Annotated in this window: 20 protein-coding genes and 1 other annotated feature; of the genes, 1 reads left to right on the plus strand and 19 read right to left on the minus strand. The window is 52.3% G+C overall.

Translation table 11 applies throughout. The features are described from left to right. Positions 1-35: 35 nt before the first annotated feature. The 4 genes from AB1I67_RS01585 to AB1I67_RS01600 all read right to left on the minus strand — a co-directional run bounded on the left by AB1I67_RS01585 (position 36) and on the right by AB1I67_RS01600 (position 5796). A complete protein-coding gene (locus tag AB1I67_RS01585) occupies positions 36-2183 on the minus strand; it encodes a BglG family transcription antiterminator (RefSeq protein WP_367028071.1) in 2148 nt (715 codons plus the stop codon). After that, the gene (locus AB1I67_RS01590) at positions 2180-3538 is read right to left on the minus strand and encodes a PTS transporter subunit EIIC (protein WP_367028072.1); all 1359 of its coding nucleotides are present in this window, start codon (positions 3536-3538) and stop codon (positions 2180-2182) included. Before AB1I67_RS01590 ends, AB1I67_RS01585 begins: the two co-directional genes overlap by 4 nt. Before the next feature lie 86 nt (positions 3539-3624). Next, positions 3625-5007: a PTS mannitol transporter subunit IICBA gene (locus AB1I67_RS01595; protein ID WP_367028073.1), complete on the minus strand. Its 1383-nt coding sequence runs from the start codon at positions 5005-5007 to the stop codon at positions 3625-3627. Between the two features lie 189 nt (positions 5008-5196). Continuing rightward, the gene (locus AB1I67_RS01600; protein WP_367028074.1) at positions 5197-5796 is read right to left on the minus strand and encodes a GGDEF domain-containing protein; all 600 of its coding nucleotides are present in this window, start codon (positions 5794-5796) and stop codon (positions 5197-5199) included. Between the two features lie 172 nt (positions 5797-5968). Between AB1I67_RS01600 and AB1I67_RS01605 the strand changes: the two genes are divergently transcribed. Then, positions 5969-6316 carry a helix-turn-helix transcriptional regulator gene (locus AB1I67_RS01605; RefSeq protein WP_367028075.1) on the plus strand — a complete coding sequence of 116 codons (348 nt, stop codon included), beginning with the start codon at positions 5969-5971 and terminating at the stop codon, positions 6314-6316. Positions 6317-6403: 87 nt separating this feature from the next. Here AB1I67_RS01605 and AB1I67_RS01610 read toward each other — a convergent pair whose 3' ends face one another. From AB1I67_RS01610 to AB1I67_RS01680, 15 genes are all read right to left on the minus strand, one after another. After that, complete coding sequence (locus tag AB1I67_RS01610; protein ID WP_367028076.1) at positions 6404-6607, minus strand: cold-shock protein; 204 nt, start codon at positions 6605-6607, stop codon at positions 6404-6406. A gap of 280 nt (positions 6608-6887) precedes the next feature. Next, on the minus strand, positions 6888-7331 hold the full coding sequence (locus AB1I67_RS01615) for a hypothetical protein (protein WP_367028077.1): 444 nt from the start codon (positions 7329-7331) through the stop codon (positions 6888-6890). Further along, positions 7328-8227 carry a LysR family transcriptional regulator gene (locus AB1I67_RS01620; protein ID WP_367028078.1) on the minus strand — a complete coding sequence of 300 codons (900 nt, stop codon included), beginning with the start codon at positions 8225-8227 and terminating at the stop codon, positions 7328-7330. The genes AB1I67_RS01615 and AB1I67_RS01620 overlap by 4 nt, the downstream gene beginning before the upstream one ends. A 180-nt stretch (positions 8228-8407) precedes the next feature. Then, positions 8408-8785 (minus strand): 50S ribosomal protein L7/L12, encoded by a 378-nt coding sequence (gene rplL, locus AB1I67_RS01625; protein ID WP_367028079.1) that lies wholly within the window; start codon positions 8783-8785, stop codon positions 8408-8410. A 240-nt stretch (positions 8786-9025) separates the two neighbouring features. Next, a complete protein-coding gene (rplJ, locus tag AB1I67_RS01630; RefSeq protein ID WP_367028080.1) occupies positions 9026-9529 on the minus strand; it encodes a 50S ribosomal protein L10 in 504 nt (167 codons plus the stop codon). A gap of 62 nt (positions 9530-9591) precedes the next feature. After that, positions 9592-9733, minus strand: a sequence feature (ribosomal protein L10 leader region). A gap of 43 nt (positions 9734-9776) precedes the next feature. Then, a complete protein-coding gene (gene rplA, locus AB1I67_RS01635; protein ID WP_367028081.1) occupies positions 9777-10472 on the minus strand; it encodes a 50S ribosomal protein L1 in 696 nt (231 codons plus the stop codon). A 77-nt stretch (positions 10473-10549) separates the two neighbouring features. Next, on the minus strand, positions 10550-10975 hold the full coding sequence (gene rplK / locus AB1I67_RS01640; RefSeq protein ID WP_367028082.1) for a 50S ribosomal protein L11: 426 nt from the start codon (positions 10973-10975) through the stop codon (positions 10550-10552). A 276-nt stretch (positions 10976-11251) separates the two neighbouring features. After that, on the minus strand, positions 11252-11767 hold the full coding sequence (gene nusG, locus AB1I67_RS01645) for a transcription termination/antitermination protein NusG (protein WP_367028083.1): 516 nt from the start codon (positions 11765-11767) through the stop codon (positions 11252-11254). Positions 11768-11785: 18 nt separating this feature from the next. Further along, positions 11786-11992, minus strand: coding sequence for a preprotein translocase subunit SecE (secE, locus tag AB1I67_RS01650; RefSeq protein WP_367028084.1), 207 nt, complete (start codon positions 11990-11992; stop codon positions 11786-11788). 12 nt (positions 11993-12004) lie between these two features. Continuing rightward, complete coding sequence (rpmG, locus tag AB1I67_RS01655; RefSeq protein WP_080552267.1) at positions 12005-12154, minus strand: 50S ribosomal protein L33; 150 nt, start codon at positions 12152-12154, stop codon at positions 12005-12007. 195 nt (positions 12155-12349) lie between these two features. Beyond that, positions 12350-13396: a ribonucleotide-diphosphate reductase subunit beta gene (locus AB1I67_RS01660; RefSeq protein ID WP_367028085.1), complete on the minus strand. Its 1047-nt coding sequence runs from the start codon at positions 13394-13396 to the stop codon at positions 12350-12352. A 24-nt stretch (positions 13397-13420) separates the two neighbouring features. Continuing rightward, positions 13421-15952: a ribonucleoside-diphosphate reductase subunit alpha gene (locus tag AB1I67_RS01665; protein WP_367028086.1), complete on the minus strand. Its 2532-nt coding sequence runs from the start codon at positions 15950-15952 to the stop codon at positions 13421-13423. A 285-nt stretch (positions 15953-16237) separates the two neighbouring features. Next, positions 16238-16855, minus strand: a complete 618-nt coding sequence (locus AB1I67_RS01670) for a 4Fe-4S binding protein (RefSeq protein ID WP_367028087.1) — start codon at positions 16853-16855, stop codon at positions 16238-16240. 46 nt (positions 16856-16901) lie between these two features. Further along, positions 16902-17798, minus strand: a complete 897-nt coding sequence (locus AB1I67_RS01675) for an N-acetyltransferase family protein (protein WP_367028088.1) — start codon at positions 17796-17798, stop codon at positions 16902-16904. A 127-nt stretch (positions 17799-17925) separates the two neighbouring features. Then, positions 17926-18627, minus strand: a complete 702-nt coding sequence (locus AB1I67_RS01680) for a ComF family protein (protein ID WP_367028089.1) — start codon at positions 18625-18627, stop codon at positions 17926-17928. Positions 18628-18635 lie beyond the last annotated feature (8 nt).

The raw sequence follows: 18635 nt of genomic DNA on the forward strand, positions 1-18635 counted from the left end.
CGTCTGCTTTTGACGTCTCTGCGCTCTGACCGGACTTATACCCGGTCCAGATACTGATTAAAAAACCGTTTCAGATATTTGGATAATACGGCCTGGATCTCCTCCCGTCCGCCTGAGGAAAGGGTGTCTAAAAATTCCGGCTCCTCCACCAGCTTTTCGCTCAAAAATCCCAGGATCTCCCGGTTCTCTTTTAAGTGCTCATCCACCGGCATGAGCATGAAGATGACCAGTCCCACCCCTTGGAAATACGGCTGCTCAAAGGGCGCCAGGCCCTTTGCCCGGCAGACGGAAAAGCTGGGTCTTAGGACTCCCTCCGTTTTACAGTGCAGGAGCGCAAACCCAAAATCAGGGAAGACCTGGGTCCCCAGCTCTTTCCTACGCTTTAGGTCCTCCTGGATCTTCAGCCTTCTGTCGTTATAGGGGGAAAGGATCTCACTGGCCGCCACGAGAAGCTCCTCAAAGGAGATATCCGGACTGACCGTCAGATATCCCATCTCCTGGATCATGGTCTTTATCTGGACCGCCACATAATTGACCTGCTCCAGCTGCCTGGTAAATTCATTCCGCTCTGTCTTTTTTTCCGGCATCCGCTCATAAAACCGGACCCGTTTCTCGATCTGTTCCATCTCCTCCTCTGTCAGGAGCGGACTGACAAGCAGCGTCTCCAGCTCCTCTTTCACAGGAAGGGTCGTTACCAGGAAATCCAGCTGTTCCAGGACAAACGGACTTAGATCGCCGGTGCCGTAGGCCGTGATCTCCGCCCGGTCCAGAAACTGCCGGTTCATCTTGGAGACCATCAGCCGCGAGATCCCGATGCCGCTGGCGCACACCACACCGATATAGACCTTTCGTTTCTTCTCCCTCCTGTTTTCCAGGCGGACCATGGCTGCCCCAAAATGGACTGCCAGGAATCCGATCTCTTCCTCCGGCACCTCATAGCCGTACCGCGCTTCCAGGACGCGGGCCACCGCCCTGCATCTCTCATAAATCTCCGCATACTCTTTCTTTATGTGGTCCAGAAGCGGATTTTTGATCTTCATGTGATTCCTCAAGCGGACCAGTGTCGGCTGCAAATGGGCGATCAGTCCCTGCACCACGAACTCCTCATCCTGTTTCAGCGCATAGGCCGCTTCCGGATCATAACAGTCGATCATCTCATTGACCGTATCCACCAGTTCCCGGTAATCCAGGATCTGCTCTCCCGCCACGCTGTCCAGCTCATACTGCTGCACCTTGGCGCCTTTGATGTGGAGGCAGATATAGGCTGTTTCATCCCTGGGAATCTGGACGCCGAACTCCGCCTCCAGACGGCGCACAATCTCCGATGCCAGAGCAAACTCCTCATCCCGCGCCATTTTATCTAACAGTTCCGGGTTGGACTCCATCAGCTCCTGGCCCATGATGCGTTTCATGGCTATGGTCACGTGGATCACAAGGCCGGTGTAGGAGTTTTCCGTCAGGTTCTGCAGCCGCTTATCCTGGATCTTCTGGATACAGGAAATCACCCGCCTCATAGTCTCCTCGTCCAGCACCCGGTAAACATTCTTTTCACTCTTGTCCCGGGCCAGCTTAAGCACCGGTTTTACCCGTTCCCATTCCCGTCCCTCCCCCAAGGTGTAATTCTGATACAGCTCGTTCACCAGCTCGGAATTGATATTCTCATCGATAAACGCTCTCAGGGCCTGCCGGAAGGCCCCTTCCGTCCCTTCTATGCCGGTTCCCAGTCCCGGTCTGCGCACCACGGTCAGCCCGAAGCCGGAGAGCCATCCTTCCACCGCTTCCAGGTCGGAACTGACCGTCGCCTCGCTGACTCCGAACATCTCGCCGTAGTAGTAAAGCTTCTTCACATTCTTATCCTTCAGTATCTCCAGGAGCAGACGTTTCCGGCGCTCCTGCCTGTCCGTCACATCCAGTCCGTCTTCCGCCTCCAGCTCCGCAAGCAGCGCCGCCTTGTCCTCCGGATAGCCCTCCAGCCATACGCCGCTTCCCACTTTGGAGTGAAAGGTGATCCCATACTTTTTAAGCGGACGGTCGATGGATTCCATCTCCCGCTGGACCGTCCTCTTGCTGATCCCCAGATGTTCTGCCAGACTCCTGACCGGCACAGCGGACTCCTGCTTCAGCAGGTATTTTAAGATCTGCTGCATCCGAATCGAAAAATCATTGGTAATCCTGTTCATCATGCTCTCCCCTTTATCTCTTCCGCCAGCCGGTCATATACCCCCCGGCCTGCCAGCTGCTCTACCTGATAGACGGCCGGAAGCTTATCTGCCCTCCCTTTCATCTGTTTTTCATAGAAATCACACTGGCACACCAGCAGATCCCCATCTTCCGGAAGCTCGTCAAGGGCCGCCGCCTGCACGGTGATCCCTACGACCCCCTCCGCCTGCAGCCTGCGTCTGAGAAGCGCCGCTCCCATGGCGCTGGATCCCAGTCCCGCGTCACACACCACATAGATCCTGCGGATCCTTTCCGGCAGTAAACAGGCAGTTGCCTCTTCTTCCTCCAACCCCTCACCTCCGCTTCTTAAAATACCGAAAGCCACCGCTCCGGAGACCAGAGCCGATATCCCGCCCCCCAGCAGGATCCCTGCCCACCGGTCCATGGGACCCATCATCAGGATGCTTAAGATACTTCCGGGAGATACCGGCCCCAACAGGCTGGCGTCCGCACGGCTGAAACAGAACGTGCCGCACATTCCGCCTGCCATGACCGCTCCCATCATCCTTAGATCCGCCAAAACGTAAGGAAAATACAGCTCATGGATCCCCCCGAAGCATTCTGCCGCCATGTCGGCGGCAAGCCCGTTTCGCTTTCCCCTCCCGGCCAGCCAGTAGGCGGACAGGACGCCCAGTCCCGGTCCCGGATTGCTCTCTATCAGAAAAAGCACCGATGATCCCGCAGATCTTAACTGTTCCATCCCCAGGGGGATCAGGATCCCGTGATTCAGCCAGTTGTTCAAAAAAAGTACCTTTAGGGGCTCGATCAGCAGATTGGACAAAAATAAAAACCGGCTGTGAAACAGGATCGCCGCGGCCTGATTCACCCAGCCGCCGGCCAGGCGGGTAAACAGCATGACTCCATTTGTAAAAACGCCTCCGGCCAGGATGCCAAAGATCATGACAAGCAGGTTGCGCCCGATCATCTCAAAACCGGCCGGACACCTCACCGAAACATGCCTCCATACATACGCTGTCAGCCATCCCGTCGCCGCCCCGGCTAAGATGGCCCAAAACATCCCTCCGGAGGTCTGATTCACCACCAGGCAGCCGGCCGCCAGTACTGCCGAGAGCCCCGACATATTCCCCCCGCCGTCCCGGTCCGCCGCTATCCCGGCTTTCTGTCCCGCCGAGTAAGCCAGGAACAGAGGGATGACGAACTGGTATAGAAAGGTTCCAAATGCCTGCATGTACGTTCCCGGAAACCATCCCTGTTCCGAAAACAGGATGTTGACCGCCCCTACCGCCAGAAACAACGGGATATTCTTTGTGATGATGCTCCCGTATGCTCTCAGTAATCCTTTTGCTTTCGCTCTCATACTTCCGTCCGCCCTCCTTTCTGTCTGCCGAAACAGCCATACAGTCCCCGCTTAAGCTTCATCACGAGAACCATATGGCCTGCCGGTCATTTCTTCAATTCTTCTATCAGTATATCATATTCCGGCGCCGCAAGGAAGTTATGGATCAAAATCAGTTTTGCCTCCGGATTGCTTTTTGCCGCGCGCTCTCCAAGCTCATGATGGGTCACCACCACCTGGGCATCCGCCGGGATGGAGGACACCGGCGAATGGACCACTTCGATATCCCCGAGCCCTGCCGCGGTCAGCTTCTTTCTTAAGACCGTGGCGCCCATGGCGCTGGAGCCCATGCCCGCATCACAGGCGAAGACGATCTTTTTCACTGCGCCAGATTTTAACACCGGAGGCTCATCCGCCGGCTTGACGCCTTTTGCCTCCTGCTTCATTTCTGTCATCTTTTTACGGCTTTCCTCCAGGTCCTCATCCTTCCCCGCAAATTTAAGGAGCGGAAGGGAGATCGCGAAGGATACCGCCGTCGCCACCAGCACGCCCGCCAGGATCGGCAGATACCCGCCTCTCGGCGTCATCGCAAGGATGGCCAGTATGCTTCCCGGGGATGCCGGCGCCGTAAGGCCCGCCCCCATCAGCGTAAACGTGAACACACCGCTGGCCCCGCCTGCTATCGCGGACAGCAAGAGCAGCGGATTCATCAGGATATACGGGAAATAGATCTCATGGATGCCGCCCAAAAAGTGAATGATCACCGCGCCGGGAGCGGAGCTTTTCGCGGACCCTTTTCCTGCGATACAGTAAGCCAGCAGGATGCCAAGTCCCGGCCCCGGATTAGCCTCCAGCAGGAAAAATATGGACTTTCCGATCTCCTCCACCTGCTGGATCCCCATCGGCGATAAGATACCGTGGTTGATCGCATTGTTTAAAAACAGTACCTTGGCCGGTTCGATCAGGATACTGGCAAGCGGCAGCATATTGTGATCCACAAAAAATCCCACGCCCTGCTCCATGGCCTTGCTCATCCCGGTCACCAGCGGACTCACGCCTTTAAGCGCGATCACCGCCAGGATGGCCCCGATGATCCCAAGTGAAAAATTATTGACCAGCATCTCAAACCCGGCCTTCACCTTTCCCTCGATCATCCGGTCAAACTTTTTGATCACCCAGCCGGCCGCCGGCCCCACGATCATCGCTCCCAAGAACATCGGGATATCAGACCCTGCGATCACCCCCATGGTCGTTAACGCGCCGATGACGCCTCCCCTCTGCCCTGCCACCGCCATGCCGCCCGTGTAGGCGATCAGCAGCGGGAGCAGCATGGAAGACATGGGGCTTACTAACGCGGCGATCGTCGCATTGGGGAACCAGCCTGTTTCGATAAACATCGCCGTGATCAGTCCCCACGCAATGAACGCTCCGATGTTAGGCATCACCATTCCACTTAAAAAACGCCCGAAAACCTGTACTTTTTCTTTCATTCTCTCATACCTTCTTTCCATATCATTTCATGGTTGCGCATTCCGGTATGATTGGCCAATCATTTCCTTTGATGGGTTTATTATAAATGATATTCCAACAGATTTTCAATCAATAGAAAAACAGATTTGACATCATGAACTGATGACACCGGTTTAAGAAAAAAGCACCGCCCTCCGGCAGTGCCTCCCTTATTCCTCACTTATGAACCGTATCTGGTCTTTCCCCTCTTTCTTACTCTCGTAGAGTGCGCTGTCCGCCTTCTCGATCAGCTCCGTAAACTGTCTGCCGTCTTCCGGATACCGGGCAATCCCGATGCTTGCCGTCAGGCCATGGCAACCCTGCTCCTGCCGGATGCCCCTGCAGATGTTCTCAGCCCGCCCGGTGATATCTGCAATCCCCTCTGGCATACGCAGATATATCACAAATTCATCACCTCCGAACCTGCCCACCACATCGCTCTCCTGCATATTCCTGCAAATGCTCTGCACCACATTGCAGAGTACCTCATCACCATACTTATGTCCATACTGGTCGTTGATCTGTTTAAAATTGTCCAGATCCAGAAAACACAGGGCGCCTTTTTCTGCCCTCTCCATCCCCAGAAAACCGTCCACCAAACGTGTAATGCCGTTTCTGTTATAGATCCCCGTGAGATAATCAATATCCGCTCTCTCGCTTGCAAACTGCAGGGCTGCATGGCAGTTTCGCAGTTCCTCCTCCAGCCTGCAGATCTGGTTTTTTAATTCCAGATTTTCCGCTTCGAGTTTCATCTTCCAATCTTTTTCCATCTGACTCTCCATATCTGAAACCATCATTTTGGCCTTTTGCTTTTGCCTGATCAAAATTTATTGTCTTTTTATCTGTATGCACATTTCGCCTATTTAAATTATTATATCACAACCCGAATGCCGATACAATAGAAAATACATAATAAACACAGACACAAAACGGAGGATCGGCATGGATTTAAACTACCTTGATATCGGGCAACGGATTAAAAAACTGAGAATTTCCAGGAAAATGACCCAGGACAAGCTGGCCGAGCAGGTAAATCTGTCCACACCTCATATGAGTCATATTGAAACAGGCAGCACCAAAGTCAGCCTGCCTACACTGGTACATCTCGCAAACGCTCTTGGCTGTACCGTGGACGAACTTCTGTGTGACAGCCTGGACTATGCCCGGGCTGAATTTGAAAATGAACTGAACCGTGAGCTGACTGACTGCACCGACGAAGAGATCCGCATCATCACCGATATTGTGATCGCTACGAAAAAAAGTCTCCGGAAGCGGAAGCATTCCAAATAAACATATCAAAAAAGCGCTTCAGAACCAGCAATCTGCATCGCTGGCCCTGAAGCGCCGTTTGGTTCTCTTGTCAACCGACAGTAGCGATTAAGCAAGCTGTACGTTTACAGCCTGAACGCCACGGTTGCCTTCGGTGGTGTCGAAAGTAACTTTCTGACCATCCTCAAGGCTCTTGTAGCCATCAGCTACGATACCGGAGAAATGTACGAATACTTCCTCGCCGGTCTCATCGTTGGTGATGAAGCCATATCCTTTAGTTGCGTTGAACCATTTAACTGTACCGTTATTCATGAGTGGTACCTCCTATAAAATATTATTTGTATTTCGTCTGAAACAAAAAAATCACATATTTTTGTAAACCATGAAATGCACTTCATGACTTACAAAAATATGTGAATCAAAAGCTCATATCAAAATACAACGTAAGTTTAACACCCATTTTTCTATCTGTCAAGCAATTTTGCCAAAAAAGTTAAGGTAATTTCGCATTATCGCGCATTTTCAGCAAAAAACGACAAATGAGTGTGATGGGCGCACAACCGGGGAAAGTGTACCGGCTGTGCGCATATGCTTAAAATCCAAAATTGGGAATATTATCTCTTTGATAGATGAATTCGCTGTTGGTCCTCTCAAAGACCAGGATATTCTCAGCAGTAGCCGGCACCATACCAAGCTCATTCACCGCAATCTCATATATATGGCTTAGATCAGGGGTCTGACGGACCTCCCGCTCTATCAGGGTATTATCGTTCTTAAGACTCAGAAAATCCCGCTCCAGCGCTTCTGTGCGGCGGATCCTGTACTCCACATCCGTGCGGAGCTGAATATAGCGGCAGCAGGAAAACAGTGCAAAGAAAACGGTCACCATAAGCGCTGTCAGATATGGGAGCTCTCCCACAAAGGGCGGACGTTCCCGTTCCAGGATCAGGGCGCCTGTCTTCTCATCCACCTTCATCACATAAGGCTTCTTCTTGACTGCACTTCTTTTTCTCAAGGTATTTCCAACCAGGTTCATCTTCTGTCCTCCGCCATCGTAATCCAAGCGTTCATCGCACCTGTCAGCCATTTGTTCCTGTGATAAATGGTCTGTTCCCACATGTGGCATCCAGGCATCTCGTAATCCAGCTTGACCAGCGTTCCGCTGATCACATATTCCTGTGCTGCACGGTCCGGCGCCAGGGTAATACCCGCCTGCGCTCCCCGGTCTGACTGACGCACCGCCGTACGGAGCGCCAGATCCTGGTTCTGAAGCCTGATCTGCCTGACCTCCTGCCCCGCTATGAGACGGTCCAGCTCCTGTTCATAGGGCAGACAGGCTGTGCCGCGGATCAGTGGATACTGAAACAGCCTGTCCAGCTCCATGTCCTTTTTCCCGTCCAGAGGGTGCCCTTTGACCGCAAAAAAATGAATCTGTTCCGCTCTGTCCTCTCCTGCATGCACAAGGTCCGCGTCTGTAACCGGATAGTCAAGGGTAAGCATCAGGTCTATCTCATTGTGCCTCAGCAGATTCAGCAGCGTCCGGGCATCCGCCTCAGTCCGCACCTCCAGCTCTACCCGGGGGTTGTGGGAGAGATAGGCATCTATCTGCAGCGCAAGCCGCTCATCTGCCAACACCTCCAGTACACCAAGGCGCAGGGAACCCTCCGCTGTCTTAGCCCCTCCCCTGCCAACCTGCAGGGCCTCCTGAGACATCTTGATGATAGGTACAGCATATGTCAGCAGTTCCTGGCCCGCCTGGGTGATGCGGATCTGCTTTCCGACCCGCTCATACAGGGGAACCCCAAGCTCCTGCTCCAGCTGCTGCATCTGCATCGTCACAGTGGACTGTGCGTAGCCAAGCAGCCTGGCAGCTCCTGAAAGGCTCTGGACCTCTGCTACCTTTGTAAATGTGATCAGGTTTCTTATTTCCATGCGGCGTACGTTTATCCATCGTATTTTTTGATGTATTACAATAATAGTTCATTTTTTTCGATAGATTTATTGTATCGCAGCCGAGAGGATAATGCAAGAAGAATTTTCCGTTAAATAAAAAAAACCCCGGGATCTGTATTTTAACAGATTCCGGGGAAAGAGAGTCGGTTTGAACTCGTCTTACTTCAGGGTAACTTTAGCACCCTCAGCCTCTAATTTAGCCTTGATAGCCTCAGCCTCTTCCTTGGAAGCAGCCTCTTTTACTACCTTCGGAGCGCCGTCAACTACGTCCTTAGCCTCTTTCAGGCCCAGGCCGGTAGCTTCACGTACAACCTTGATAACTTTAACCTTGTTCGGGCCAACCTCGGTCAGCTCTACGTCGAACTCGGTCTTCTCTTCAGCTGCCTCAGCTGCGCCAGCGCCTGCTGCTGCAACTACAACGCCTGCTGCTGCGGATACGCCAAACTCTTCCTCACAAGCCTTTACCAGCTCGTTCAGCTCTAATACGGATAACTCTTTGATAGCTTCGATAAACTCTGCAGTGGTTAACTTTGCCATTTTAATTTCCTCCATTTAATATGATTGGGTTGCGCCTGCGGCGCGTGGTTTCTTTCATTCTTGTTGTTTCCGCTGATGTTCGGTTCCCGATGGTCACCGAACGGCTAAGTTTCTAACCTCACCGGTGCTTAACAGCACCGCTTCGCTAAGAAATCATACGGATGTTCGGCTCCCAATGGTCACCGAACGGCTAAGTTTCTAACCTCACCGGTGCTTAACAGCACCGCTTCGCTAAGAAACTTATGCCTCTGCTGCGCCGCCGCCCTGCTTCTCGGCGATCTGATTAAGCACACGAGCGAAGTTTGCGATCGGAGACTGCATGCTTCCCAGCAATCTGCCCAGCAGTACTTCTCTGGACGGGATGGTTGCGATAACCTGCATACCCTTCTGATCGTAATAGGTACCTTCTATGATACCTGCCTTGATTTCCAGCTTGTCAGCTTTCTTGGCGAACTCTGCCAGGATTCTAGCCGGAGCTGTCGCGTCGTCCTTGGATACTGCAAGTGCGGTCGGTCCCTCTAAATCCGGATCCAGAGCAGCAAAATCAGTACCTTCAGCTGCACGCTTGATCATGGTATTCTTATATACTTTATAAGTAATACCAGCTTCTCTTAACTGCTTACGCAGCTCGGTATCCTGAGCAACAGTAAGACCACGATAGTCTACTACTACTGCGGATGCTGCGCCGCTTAACAGTTCAGCGATTTCAGCTACGATCGGCTGTTTTAACTCAACTTTTGCCATGAATGTCTACCTCCTGTTTTATTTTTCGCGCCGGATATCCAAAGGGACACCCGACACCCTTCGACTGCAAGGAAAAAGCCTCCCTGGCTAAAGACAGGGAGGCTCTACAAATTCATCTTAAAGATAATTGTACGTTCCTCGGCAGGCGGCTCTAACCTTATGCCTTACGGCACCTGCTGTCTTCGGCAGTCAATACTTGTGTATGATAACATACTGTATTTGGATTGTCAATCAAATTTTAAAACAATTAAGCCATCAGCTTAACTACATTCAGCTTTACGCCCGGGCCCATGGTAGAGGTCAGGGTCGCACTCTTAATGTAGGCACCTTTTAAGGTGCTCGGTTTTGCTTTGACGATCGCATCCATAAGCGTCTGGAAGTTGTCCGCTAACTGTTCTTCTGTGAAAGAAGCTTTACCCACCGGCACGTGGATAATATTGGTTTTATCAAGTCTGTACTCAATCTTACCAGCTTTGATATCGTTGATAGCCTTGGTTACGTCCATGGTTACGGTACCGGCCTTCGGGTTCGGCATTAAGCCCTTCGGTCCAAGTACGCGGCCCAAACGACCTACAACACCCATCATATCCGGGGTAGCTACAACCACATCAAAATCCAGCCAGCCTTCGTTCTGGATCTTCGGGATCAGCTCCTCAGCGCCTACATAATCAGCGCCTGCAGCCTGAGCCTCATCAGCCTTTACGCCCTTTGCGAAAACCAGGATTCTGGTAACTTTACCGGTACCATGAGGCAGTACAACTGCACCACGGATCTGCTGGTCAGCGTGACGTCCGTCACAACCGGTTCTGATATGAGCTTCAATAGTTTCATCAAATTTAGCAACTGCAGTCTTCTTCACTAATGCGATAGCGTCAGCTGCATCATAAAGAGTAGCGCGGTCTACAGATTTAGCCGCCTCTACGTATCTCTTTCCATGTTTCATAATAAATAACCTCCTAGTGGTATTGTCGGGGATGTCCCTCCCACGTTTTTTAAAGTTTCATCTCTTCTGCTGGCGAGTTATTCCTCGACAGTGATACCCATGCTTCTTGCAGTACCTGCAATCATACTCATAGCCGCTTCAATGCTTGCTGCGTTTAAGTCAGGCATCTTGGTCTCGGCGATCTGCTGAAGATCTGCCTTGGAGATGGTAGCTACTTTGGTCTTGTTCGGAGCTGCAGAACCGGATTTCAGCTTGCAGGCTTTCTTTAACAAAACAGCAGCCGGCGGAGTCTTGGTGATGAAGCTGAAGCTTCTGTCTGCGTATACCGTGATGACAACCGGGATGATCAGATCGCCCTTGTCCGCAGTTCTTGCGTTGAACTCCTTGGTGAACTGCACGATATTAACGCCGTGCTGACCCAGTGCAGGACCAACTGGCGGAGCAGGAGTAGCTTTGCCTGCCGGAATCTGTAATTTGATGTAACCAGTTACTTTCTTTGCCATGATAATGACCTCCTATAATGTGGTATTGTCGGGGATTTCCCTCCCACGGGCCGGGTAAAAAGGCCGGCCTGGTTTGTTGTTACGTTGTGATTGTCTGGCGCAGCGTATGCTGTATAGTGCATGTTGCGCTCTCGTACGCAGTGCATTCATAATTTGGCTCTGCCAAATTATTCATGTCGGGCGTTCCGCCCTATAGAAAAACCGTCCTGCCCTGCGGCCGGTGAGCAAGCTCCCCGGTCTCCGGTCATGCCGTTTTTCTGCACTGCTGAATTATAATCACATTTTTCTAACTTCTGTGAAACTCAGTTCAACCGGTGTCTCACGGCCGAACATCTCAACATTGATCGTAAGGGTTTTCTTGCTTTCGTTGATAGCTTTGACCGCGCCAATGGTGTCTTTCCAGGCGCCGGCAGTTACCACGATGGTATCGCCAACCTCGTAAGCCGCCACAACATCCTTCCTGCCAAAGCCAAGCGTCGCCATCTCTTCCTCGCTGAGCGGCACCGGTTTGGAACCCGGGCCTACGAATCCGGTGACACCGCGGGTGTTCCTCACTACATACCATGTATCATCATTCATGATCATATGAATCAGCACATAGCCAGGAAACATCTTCTTGTCCGCCAGCTTCTCAACGCCGTTTTTCAGCTCCGCCACTTCCAGCATCGGAACGGATACTTCCAGGATCTGGTCCTGTAGGTTGCGGTTCTCGATCGTCTTCTCAATGTCAACTTTCACCTTGTTCTCGTAGCCTGAATAGGTATGCACCACATACCATTTTGCTTCTGACATCTTATCACCCTCGCCTTATTAAATAATAATGAATTTGAGTCCCCATTTGATAATGAAATCCAGGATTGCGATGATAATCCCCAGCGCAGCAGATACCGTCAAAACAGCAATCGTCTGTTTGCCGACGGTTTCCTGGTCAGGCCATACGACTTTCTTGAACTCGGCTTTCAAACCCTTGAAAAAACTCTTTTTCGGAGCTTTCTCAGTTCCTGTGGTTTCTCCCATATCTCACACTCCTTACTTGGTTTCTTTGTGTAAAGTATGAGTTTTGCAGAATCTACAATACTTTTTGGTTTCCATGCGGTCCGGATGGGTCTTCTTATCCTTCGTCATGTTGTAGTTACGTTGTTTACATTCTGTACATGCCAGTGTAATCTTTGTGCGCACGACTTCCACCTCCACTTTGATTTTTCGTTGTTTTCAGTCTCTTTTCAGGCTTTAACCGGGCTGATCCAAACCCAATTTTGAGCATAAAAAAAAGACCTAAGCTCTTCCATTCGCCATATCACTATATCACACCAATAGAAATCCGTCAACGGTTTATTTTAAAAAAACCGCTGACGGCAATATCCACCCAAGCCTCTATAAATCATCGATCAGCGCGCTGCTTTTTGCATATGCCGTACTGCGCGCCTCAAAAAAATCTGTTTTGATCATATTGGCGTTGCTGTACTGGCTGACCCAGGCCATACTCTCCGGCTCTGACCCATGCCCCTCATAGACCGGATCAAGCTCCAGTCCGGCACACCGCAGATTGCCCAGGTATTTGATATAATCCGTGATCATTTCTCTCGTCAGGCCCGGCACGCTGTCGCCGACCGCATAATGGCCCCAGGCAATCTCCTGCTCGCAGCCCTCCCGGATCATCTCCCGGTATACATCGGTCTTCTCCTTCGTAAACAGCTCCGGCTCCTCCTTTTTCAGCTCCATGATCATGCTTCGGAACAGCCACAGATGGGTATTCTCATCCCGGTTGATGTACCGGATCTCCTGGGCAGAGCCCGGCATCTTGTGGCTGCGGCCCAGGTTATAAAAAAACATAAAGCCGCTGTAAAAATAAATGCCCTCCAGGATATAATTGGCCACTACCGTCTTCATAAACGTAAACGGGCTTTTGTTCTTCTGGAACTCATTGTAGAGATCTCCGATAAAGGTATTCCGCTTTAAAAGATGCTCATCATTCTTCCACTGGTACAGCACCTCGTTCCTGGCCTGGGGTTCGCAGATCGTATCCAGCATATAGCTGTAGCTCTGGCTGTGGACCGCCTCCTGGAAGGTCTGGATCGACAGGCAGAGGTTGATCTCATTTGCAGTGATGTACTCTCCGATCGCCGGCAGATTGGCTGTCTGGATGCTGTCCAAAAACACCAGAAACGACAGGATCTTGTCGTACGCCCTGCGCTCCCCGGCGCCAAGCATCGGGTAGTCTTTTACGTCTGTCCCCAGGTTGATCTCCTCAGGGACCCAGAAATTGTTCATGGCCTGGCGGTACCAGTCGCTGACCCAGGCATATTTCATATTGTTAAAATCATTTAAATTGGTGGTATTCCCATTGATCATACGGCGATTCCGCACATCGGTATCGCCGTCCGGATTGAACAGCGGTTTCCTCTTTAACTTGTCTTCCATGATATTCTCCCTCTCTCCGTGCTCTCAGCTGGAGCACACCTCGCACTCCTCCACCTCCAGGCTTCGGGAACGGATATAATAAATGGTCTTAACACCGCATTCCCACGCCAGGATGTATAGATTCAGCACCTGCCTGAGCGTGTACTCGTTGGTGATATACAGGTTCATGCTCTGGGCCTGGTCCACGTGGCGCTGCCGCACGCCGCCGGCCCGCACGGACCACTGCTGGTCAATATAATGAGCATTCTTGTATTTCCAGAACGTGCGCGGCGACAGATCCGGCGCCACCCGGGGCACCAGCCCGTTCTTCTTTTCCTCCAGATAATAACGGTTCATGATCGGGTCCAGGCCGGCAGTGGTTCCTGCCAGCATGCTTGTGCTGCTGGTTGGCGCCACCGCGATCAGCCAGCCGTTGCGGAGGCCCTGTGACGCCACCTTTTCTTTCAGGCAGGTCCACTCCTCCGAAACATATCCGCGTTTTTCAAAATATTGCCCGGTCTGCCAGTCACTCCCCTCAAACAGTTCGTATCTGCCTTTTTCCGCCGCATAGTCGCAGCTTGCCTCGATGGCCGCATAATTGATCTGTTCAAACACCTGGTCCGCAAATCTCAAATGCTCCTCAGATTCCCAGGAAATCCCGTTTCTGGCAAGCATATGATGGTATCCGCTGACACCCAGCCCGACCGGACGGTAGCGCAGGTTGTTGATCTTCGCGTAAGGCACCGGGAAGAAATTGAGATCGATCACATTGTCTAACGCACGCACCGCGCTCCGCGTCAGCTCCGTCACCTCCGCCCGGTCCGTCACATCAATCTTCCCCAGGGAAAGGCTCGCCAGATTACACACCACGAAATCCCCCGGCTTTGTCACGGTCACCACCACCGTTTCCCCGTCCACGGTCCGGATATCCTGTTCCACCAGCTCCACCGGGCTCATATTCTGGGCGATCTCTGTACAGAGGTTGCTGCAGTAGATGATCCCTTTATGGCTGTTGGGGTTGGCCTCATTGACCAGATCCCGGTTAAATGTAAACGGAGTCCCGGTTTCCACCGCACTTTTCAGGATAAGGCGGACGATCTCTTTGACCGGGATCACCCGTTTGTGGATCCGGTGGTCCCTGGCACAATCCTGGTAGCGTTCTTCCCATTCTTTTCCATAGGAATCCTCCAGCGCATACCCCTTCACCGTCAGGATCTCGTGAGGACACATCAGATACCAGTCCGCGTCGATATCTTCTTTTGCCAGTCTCCAGAACAGGTCCGGATAGCAGACTGCGGGAAATACGTCATGGGCCTTCATGCGGTCATCCCCGTTGTTGGTGCGCAGCGCCAGAAATTCTGGCAGATCCTTATGCCACACATCCAGATAGACCGCCACAGCTCCCTGGCGGACTCCGAGCTGATCCACCGCCACCGCAGTGTCATTGGCCAGCTTGATCCACCGGATCACACCGCCTGCCGCTCCCTTAAAGCCACGGATCGAACCGCCGCTGGCCCGGACCTTTCCGAAGTAAAGCCCCATGCCCCCGCCGAACTTGCTGACCTTGGCAAAGCTGTCAATGCTTCTGTAAATCCCGTCCAGGCTGTCAGGTACCGTATCGATAAAACAGGAGGAGAGCTGATGGTAAGGCTTTCTCGCATTGGAGAGGGTCGGCGTGGCCATTGTCACCTTGAGCGTGCTGAGCATGTCATAAAACCGGCGCACCCAGCCCTCTCTGTCATCCTTCTCCAGCATGGCAAGATGCAGGGCAATGCCGAGGAACATCTCCTGAGGAGATTCCAGCGGAACATTCTGGTGGCTGCGGATCACATATCTGCCCAGCAAAAGCTCCAGGCCGGAATAATTGAACAGCTTGTCCCGTGTCTCATCGATCATCTGAGCGCACCGCTCAATCTCCTCCCTGGTGTAGTGCTCCAGGATGTACGCGCCGTATAAGTTCTCCCCGGTCAGGTAACAGACCTTATCATAGAAGCTTTTGATCCGGTATGTTTCTTCTGCTGCCGCCAGATCCCGCCGGAACCGGAGCATGAGAAGCTGCGCCGCAATATATTCCCAGTCAGGCGCCTCCTGGGTCGTCAGCTCTACCGCCGCCTGGATGAGTGCGCCCAGCTTATCCTGAGTCCTCATGTCCGGCTTGTAAAACGCTGCGAATTTGACCAGAAGATGCTCTAATCGATATCTGACATCGGTCCACCGTTTCCTGACAGAGCCAAGGACCTCCGAAAGCTCCGGAACCTCCTCAAAATATCCCTGCAGCTCCCGGCATGATTCTCGCTCTTTCGCCCGCTCATTGCGGTAAAGAATAAAGCTTTTAAGGGTTTCATAACATCCGGTTTCCATAAGCGCCTGCTCCGCCATATCCTGGATCTGCTCCACGCACAGGTCGTCTTTATTCGCTGCGGCAGCCTGAACCTTTGCTTCCACAAGCCTCATGATACAGTCGAGCTGCTCCTCTCCCGGATCCTGTCCCACACTTTCAAATGCACAGCAGACCGCATTCCTGATCTTCCCGCTGTTGTACGGCTCCGGCTGTCCGTTCCTTTTTTTGATGTCCATTTCTGTTCCTGCCATTCTCTATAGATTTGTATAGACTGTCTTGTCCCATGCTGCATATATCAGTAGTAGTAACTGTTATTGTAGTTGCTCATGGATAACTATACCACAATATATTGTGTTTTTCAAGGTCGGGTTTAAGAAAACGCGATACGGGATGCCGCATCCCGCGTCCTGCCTTTCAAGCAAAACAGCGCTGCACAGCATCCCGTATTATCTGTATTTTCCATATTTTTATAAGCATGTTCTGTTGTCCAGATGTGTCGTAATGTACCGGGATCTCCCGTTTTACGCATTTCCCGAGACTCTATGTACGGCTCCTGCCGGGCATACCTCTTTGCACGCTCCGCACTGCAGGCAGTGCTCTGCCCTGATCCTGTATGGGCTGCCTTCCGTGATACACTTCTGCGGGCAGACCTCCAGGCAGCTTCCGCATCCGACGCAGGAGTCAAGGATCTCAAATCCGGCTTTTTCTTCCTCCACTCCGTAGGCGAAGCTTTCCCGGCTGATAGGATAGTGCAGCAGATCAAACCATTCTCCCGTACCCTCATAGATCAAAAATGCATCCAGAATATACCTGGTATCTCCCGGGTAGACCTCATTCATCCCAGGATTCTCTTCAAAGACCCGGTCCACCCAGCTCTTTTCCACTACCCGCACCTTCCCCTGGAACTTTAAAGACTGGCAGTCCGGGCACATGGCGCTCAGGGCAATCTCTCCTGTCTCTGTAAGCTGCTCATAGAATGGCTTTCCTTTGGAAGTCACGATATACATCCCTTCGTCCGCCGCAATCATCACATTGATGATCCGGCTGTGAGGATGTCCCTCCCTGTCCACCGTGGCAGCCGATGCGATCTTTACCGTCCGGAACATATCTACATACTTTCTCGCCTTTTTGTCCATCATTCTCCTCCGTCTCATTTACATGCATCAGCTTTACGTCCGTCTGTTCCTATACCATCAGCTGATAGTTCACCACATCCAGCTTCCTGCCAAACTTCTCCCCCACTTCCTTCAGCGTACCGCTGTACACGAAACCGAACTCTTCATGAAGCGCTACGCTGGCCTCATTGCCATCTGTAATAACGGAAATGACCGTATGGATGTCATCTCTCCTGCGCGCGTCCTCCAGAATATCAGCGATCAGTTTCCTTGCTACGCCTTTTCTGCGGTAGTTGGGGGCCACGTACACCGACAGCTCCACCGTAGCCGCGTACGCCTCCTTTTCCCGATAAGACGACAGACTGGCATATCCCGCCACAGCTCCGCTCCACTCTGCCACGATCAGAGGGTGATTGCCCGTATTATGCGCCTTAAACCAGATGGCCCAATCCTCCAGGGACTTGGGATTTAAATCAAAGGTGGCAACGCCGTTTTGCACCTCATAATTATAGATTTCAAGCAGTTCCGGCAGATCCCGTTCTTCTGCAGTGCGGACCCGCAGGGGTTCTGCCGGTTTCCGCCCCCGCTTCCTGCCGCCGGGTTTCCTCTCTCCGGGAACTACTACGCCCAATGCAGTAAAGATCGCCCACACATACGGCGCGCCAAAGCAGTTTAATGCCTTTGGCCCCTGGATCTCATGTCCCCCATCCTCCCGCACACGCCGGAATGCCTTGCTGATGGTGGCTCTGGTAATAGATTTGGAACGGCGATCCACAAACATCTCACCACCACGGATCGTATAGGTAAACTCAAGATTCTTGGCTGTGTGGAACGGGCTGCCCTGCCGGGAAACCAGCATGTCCCACAGCCGGGCTTCCTCTGCATCCACAGATTCTGCCATATCAACCGTTTCCGGCAGCTGGTTTGCCGGTTCTGTATTCGCCTGCTTCGTCTCCGTTTTCTCCATATATACTCCAATCCGGCAGCTGCCGTTTTTCACTGTTTTGATTGATTATACAGCATTTTATCGCCTGTTACAACCGAATTTATCCTTGAGTTTCGGCATTCTGCCGCATTTGGTCACATAGAAAACCTCACCTTGCACTGCCTGTACAGATGGTCACACAGAACACCCGATGAACTCCTGAGCGTTTCAGGATACGGGCGCAGGCCTCCATGGTGCACCCGGTCGTATAGATATCGTCCACCAGGATCACACAGGCAGGGACCGGGCGGGCGCCTGCTCCCTGATATCGGGGCGAAACAGAAAATGCCTGCTGGAGGTTTTTCAGACGTTCTGCCGGGCCCAGCTCCTTCTGGGGCGCCGTACGGCGGGTCCGGATAAGAAGATCGGTGATGACCGGGATGCCGGTGAGACGTTCCAGCCGGTATGCCAGTTCCGCCGCCTGGTTAAAACCGCGTCTGCGCAGACGGGCCGGATGTACCGGTACAGGGATCAGGGCATCCGCAACTAAGCGAGCCATCCATTTCCCATAGCGATGTACCATTGCCTCCGCATAGAAATCCAGATATTCCCGTTTGTTCTTGTATTTAATGGCTGCCATGGAACGCCGTGCCGTGTCATTGTAGTTGAGGAGAGCCACGCCGGAATCAAAACTGCGCCTGTGCCGTGTACAGTCCAGGCAGTACTCCATATGCTCGGCAAACACTTCCTTGCCGCATTTTTTACAGGTTGGCTGTCTGACAGGCGAAAGCCTTGAGATACAGGAGGGGCAGATGAGAGCTCCCTCCGGCAGGACAATGTCCCCGCAGACCGGACACCGGCGCGGGAACATCAGATTGA

The organism is Clostridium sp. AN503, assembly GCF_040719375.1.
GTDB lineage: Bacteria > Bacillota > Clostridia > Lachnospirales > Lachnospiraceae > Brotaphodocola.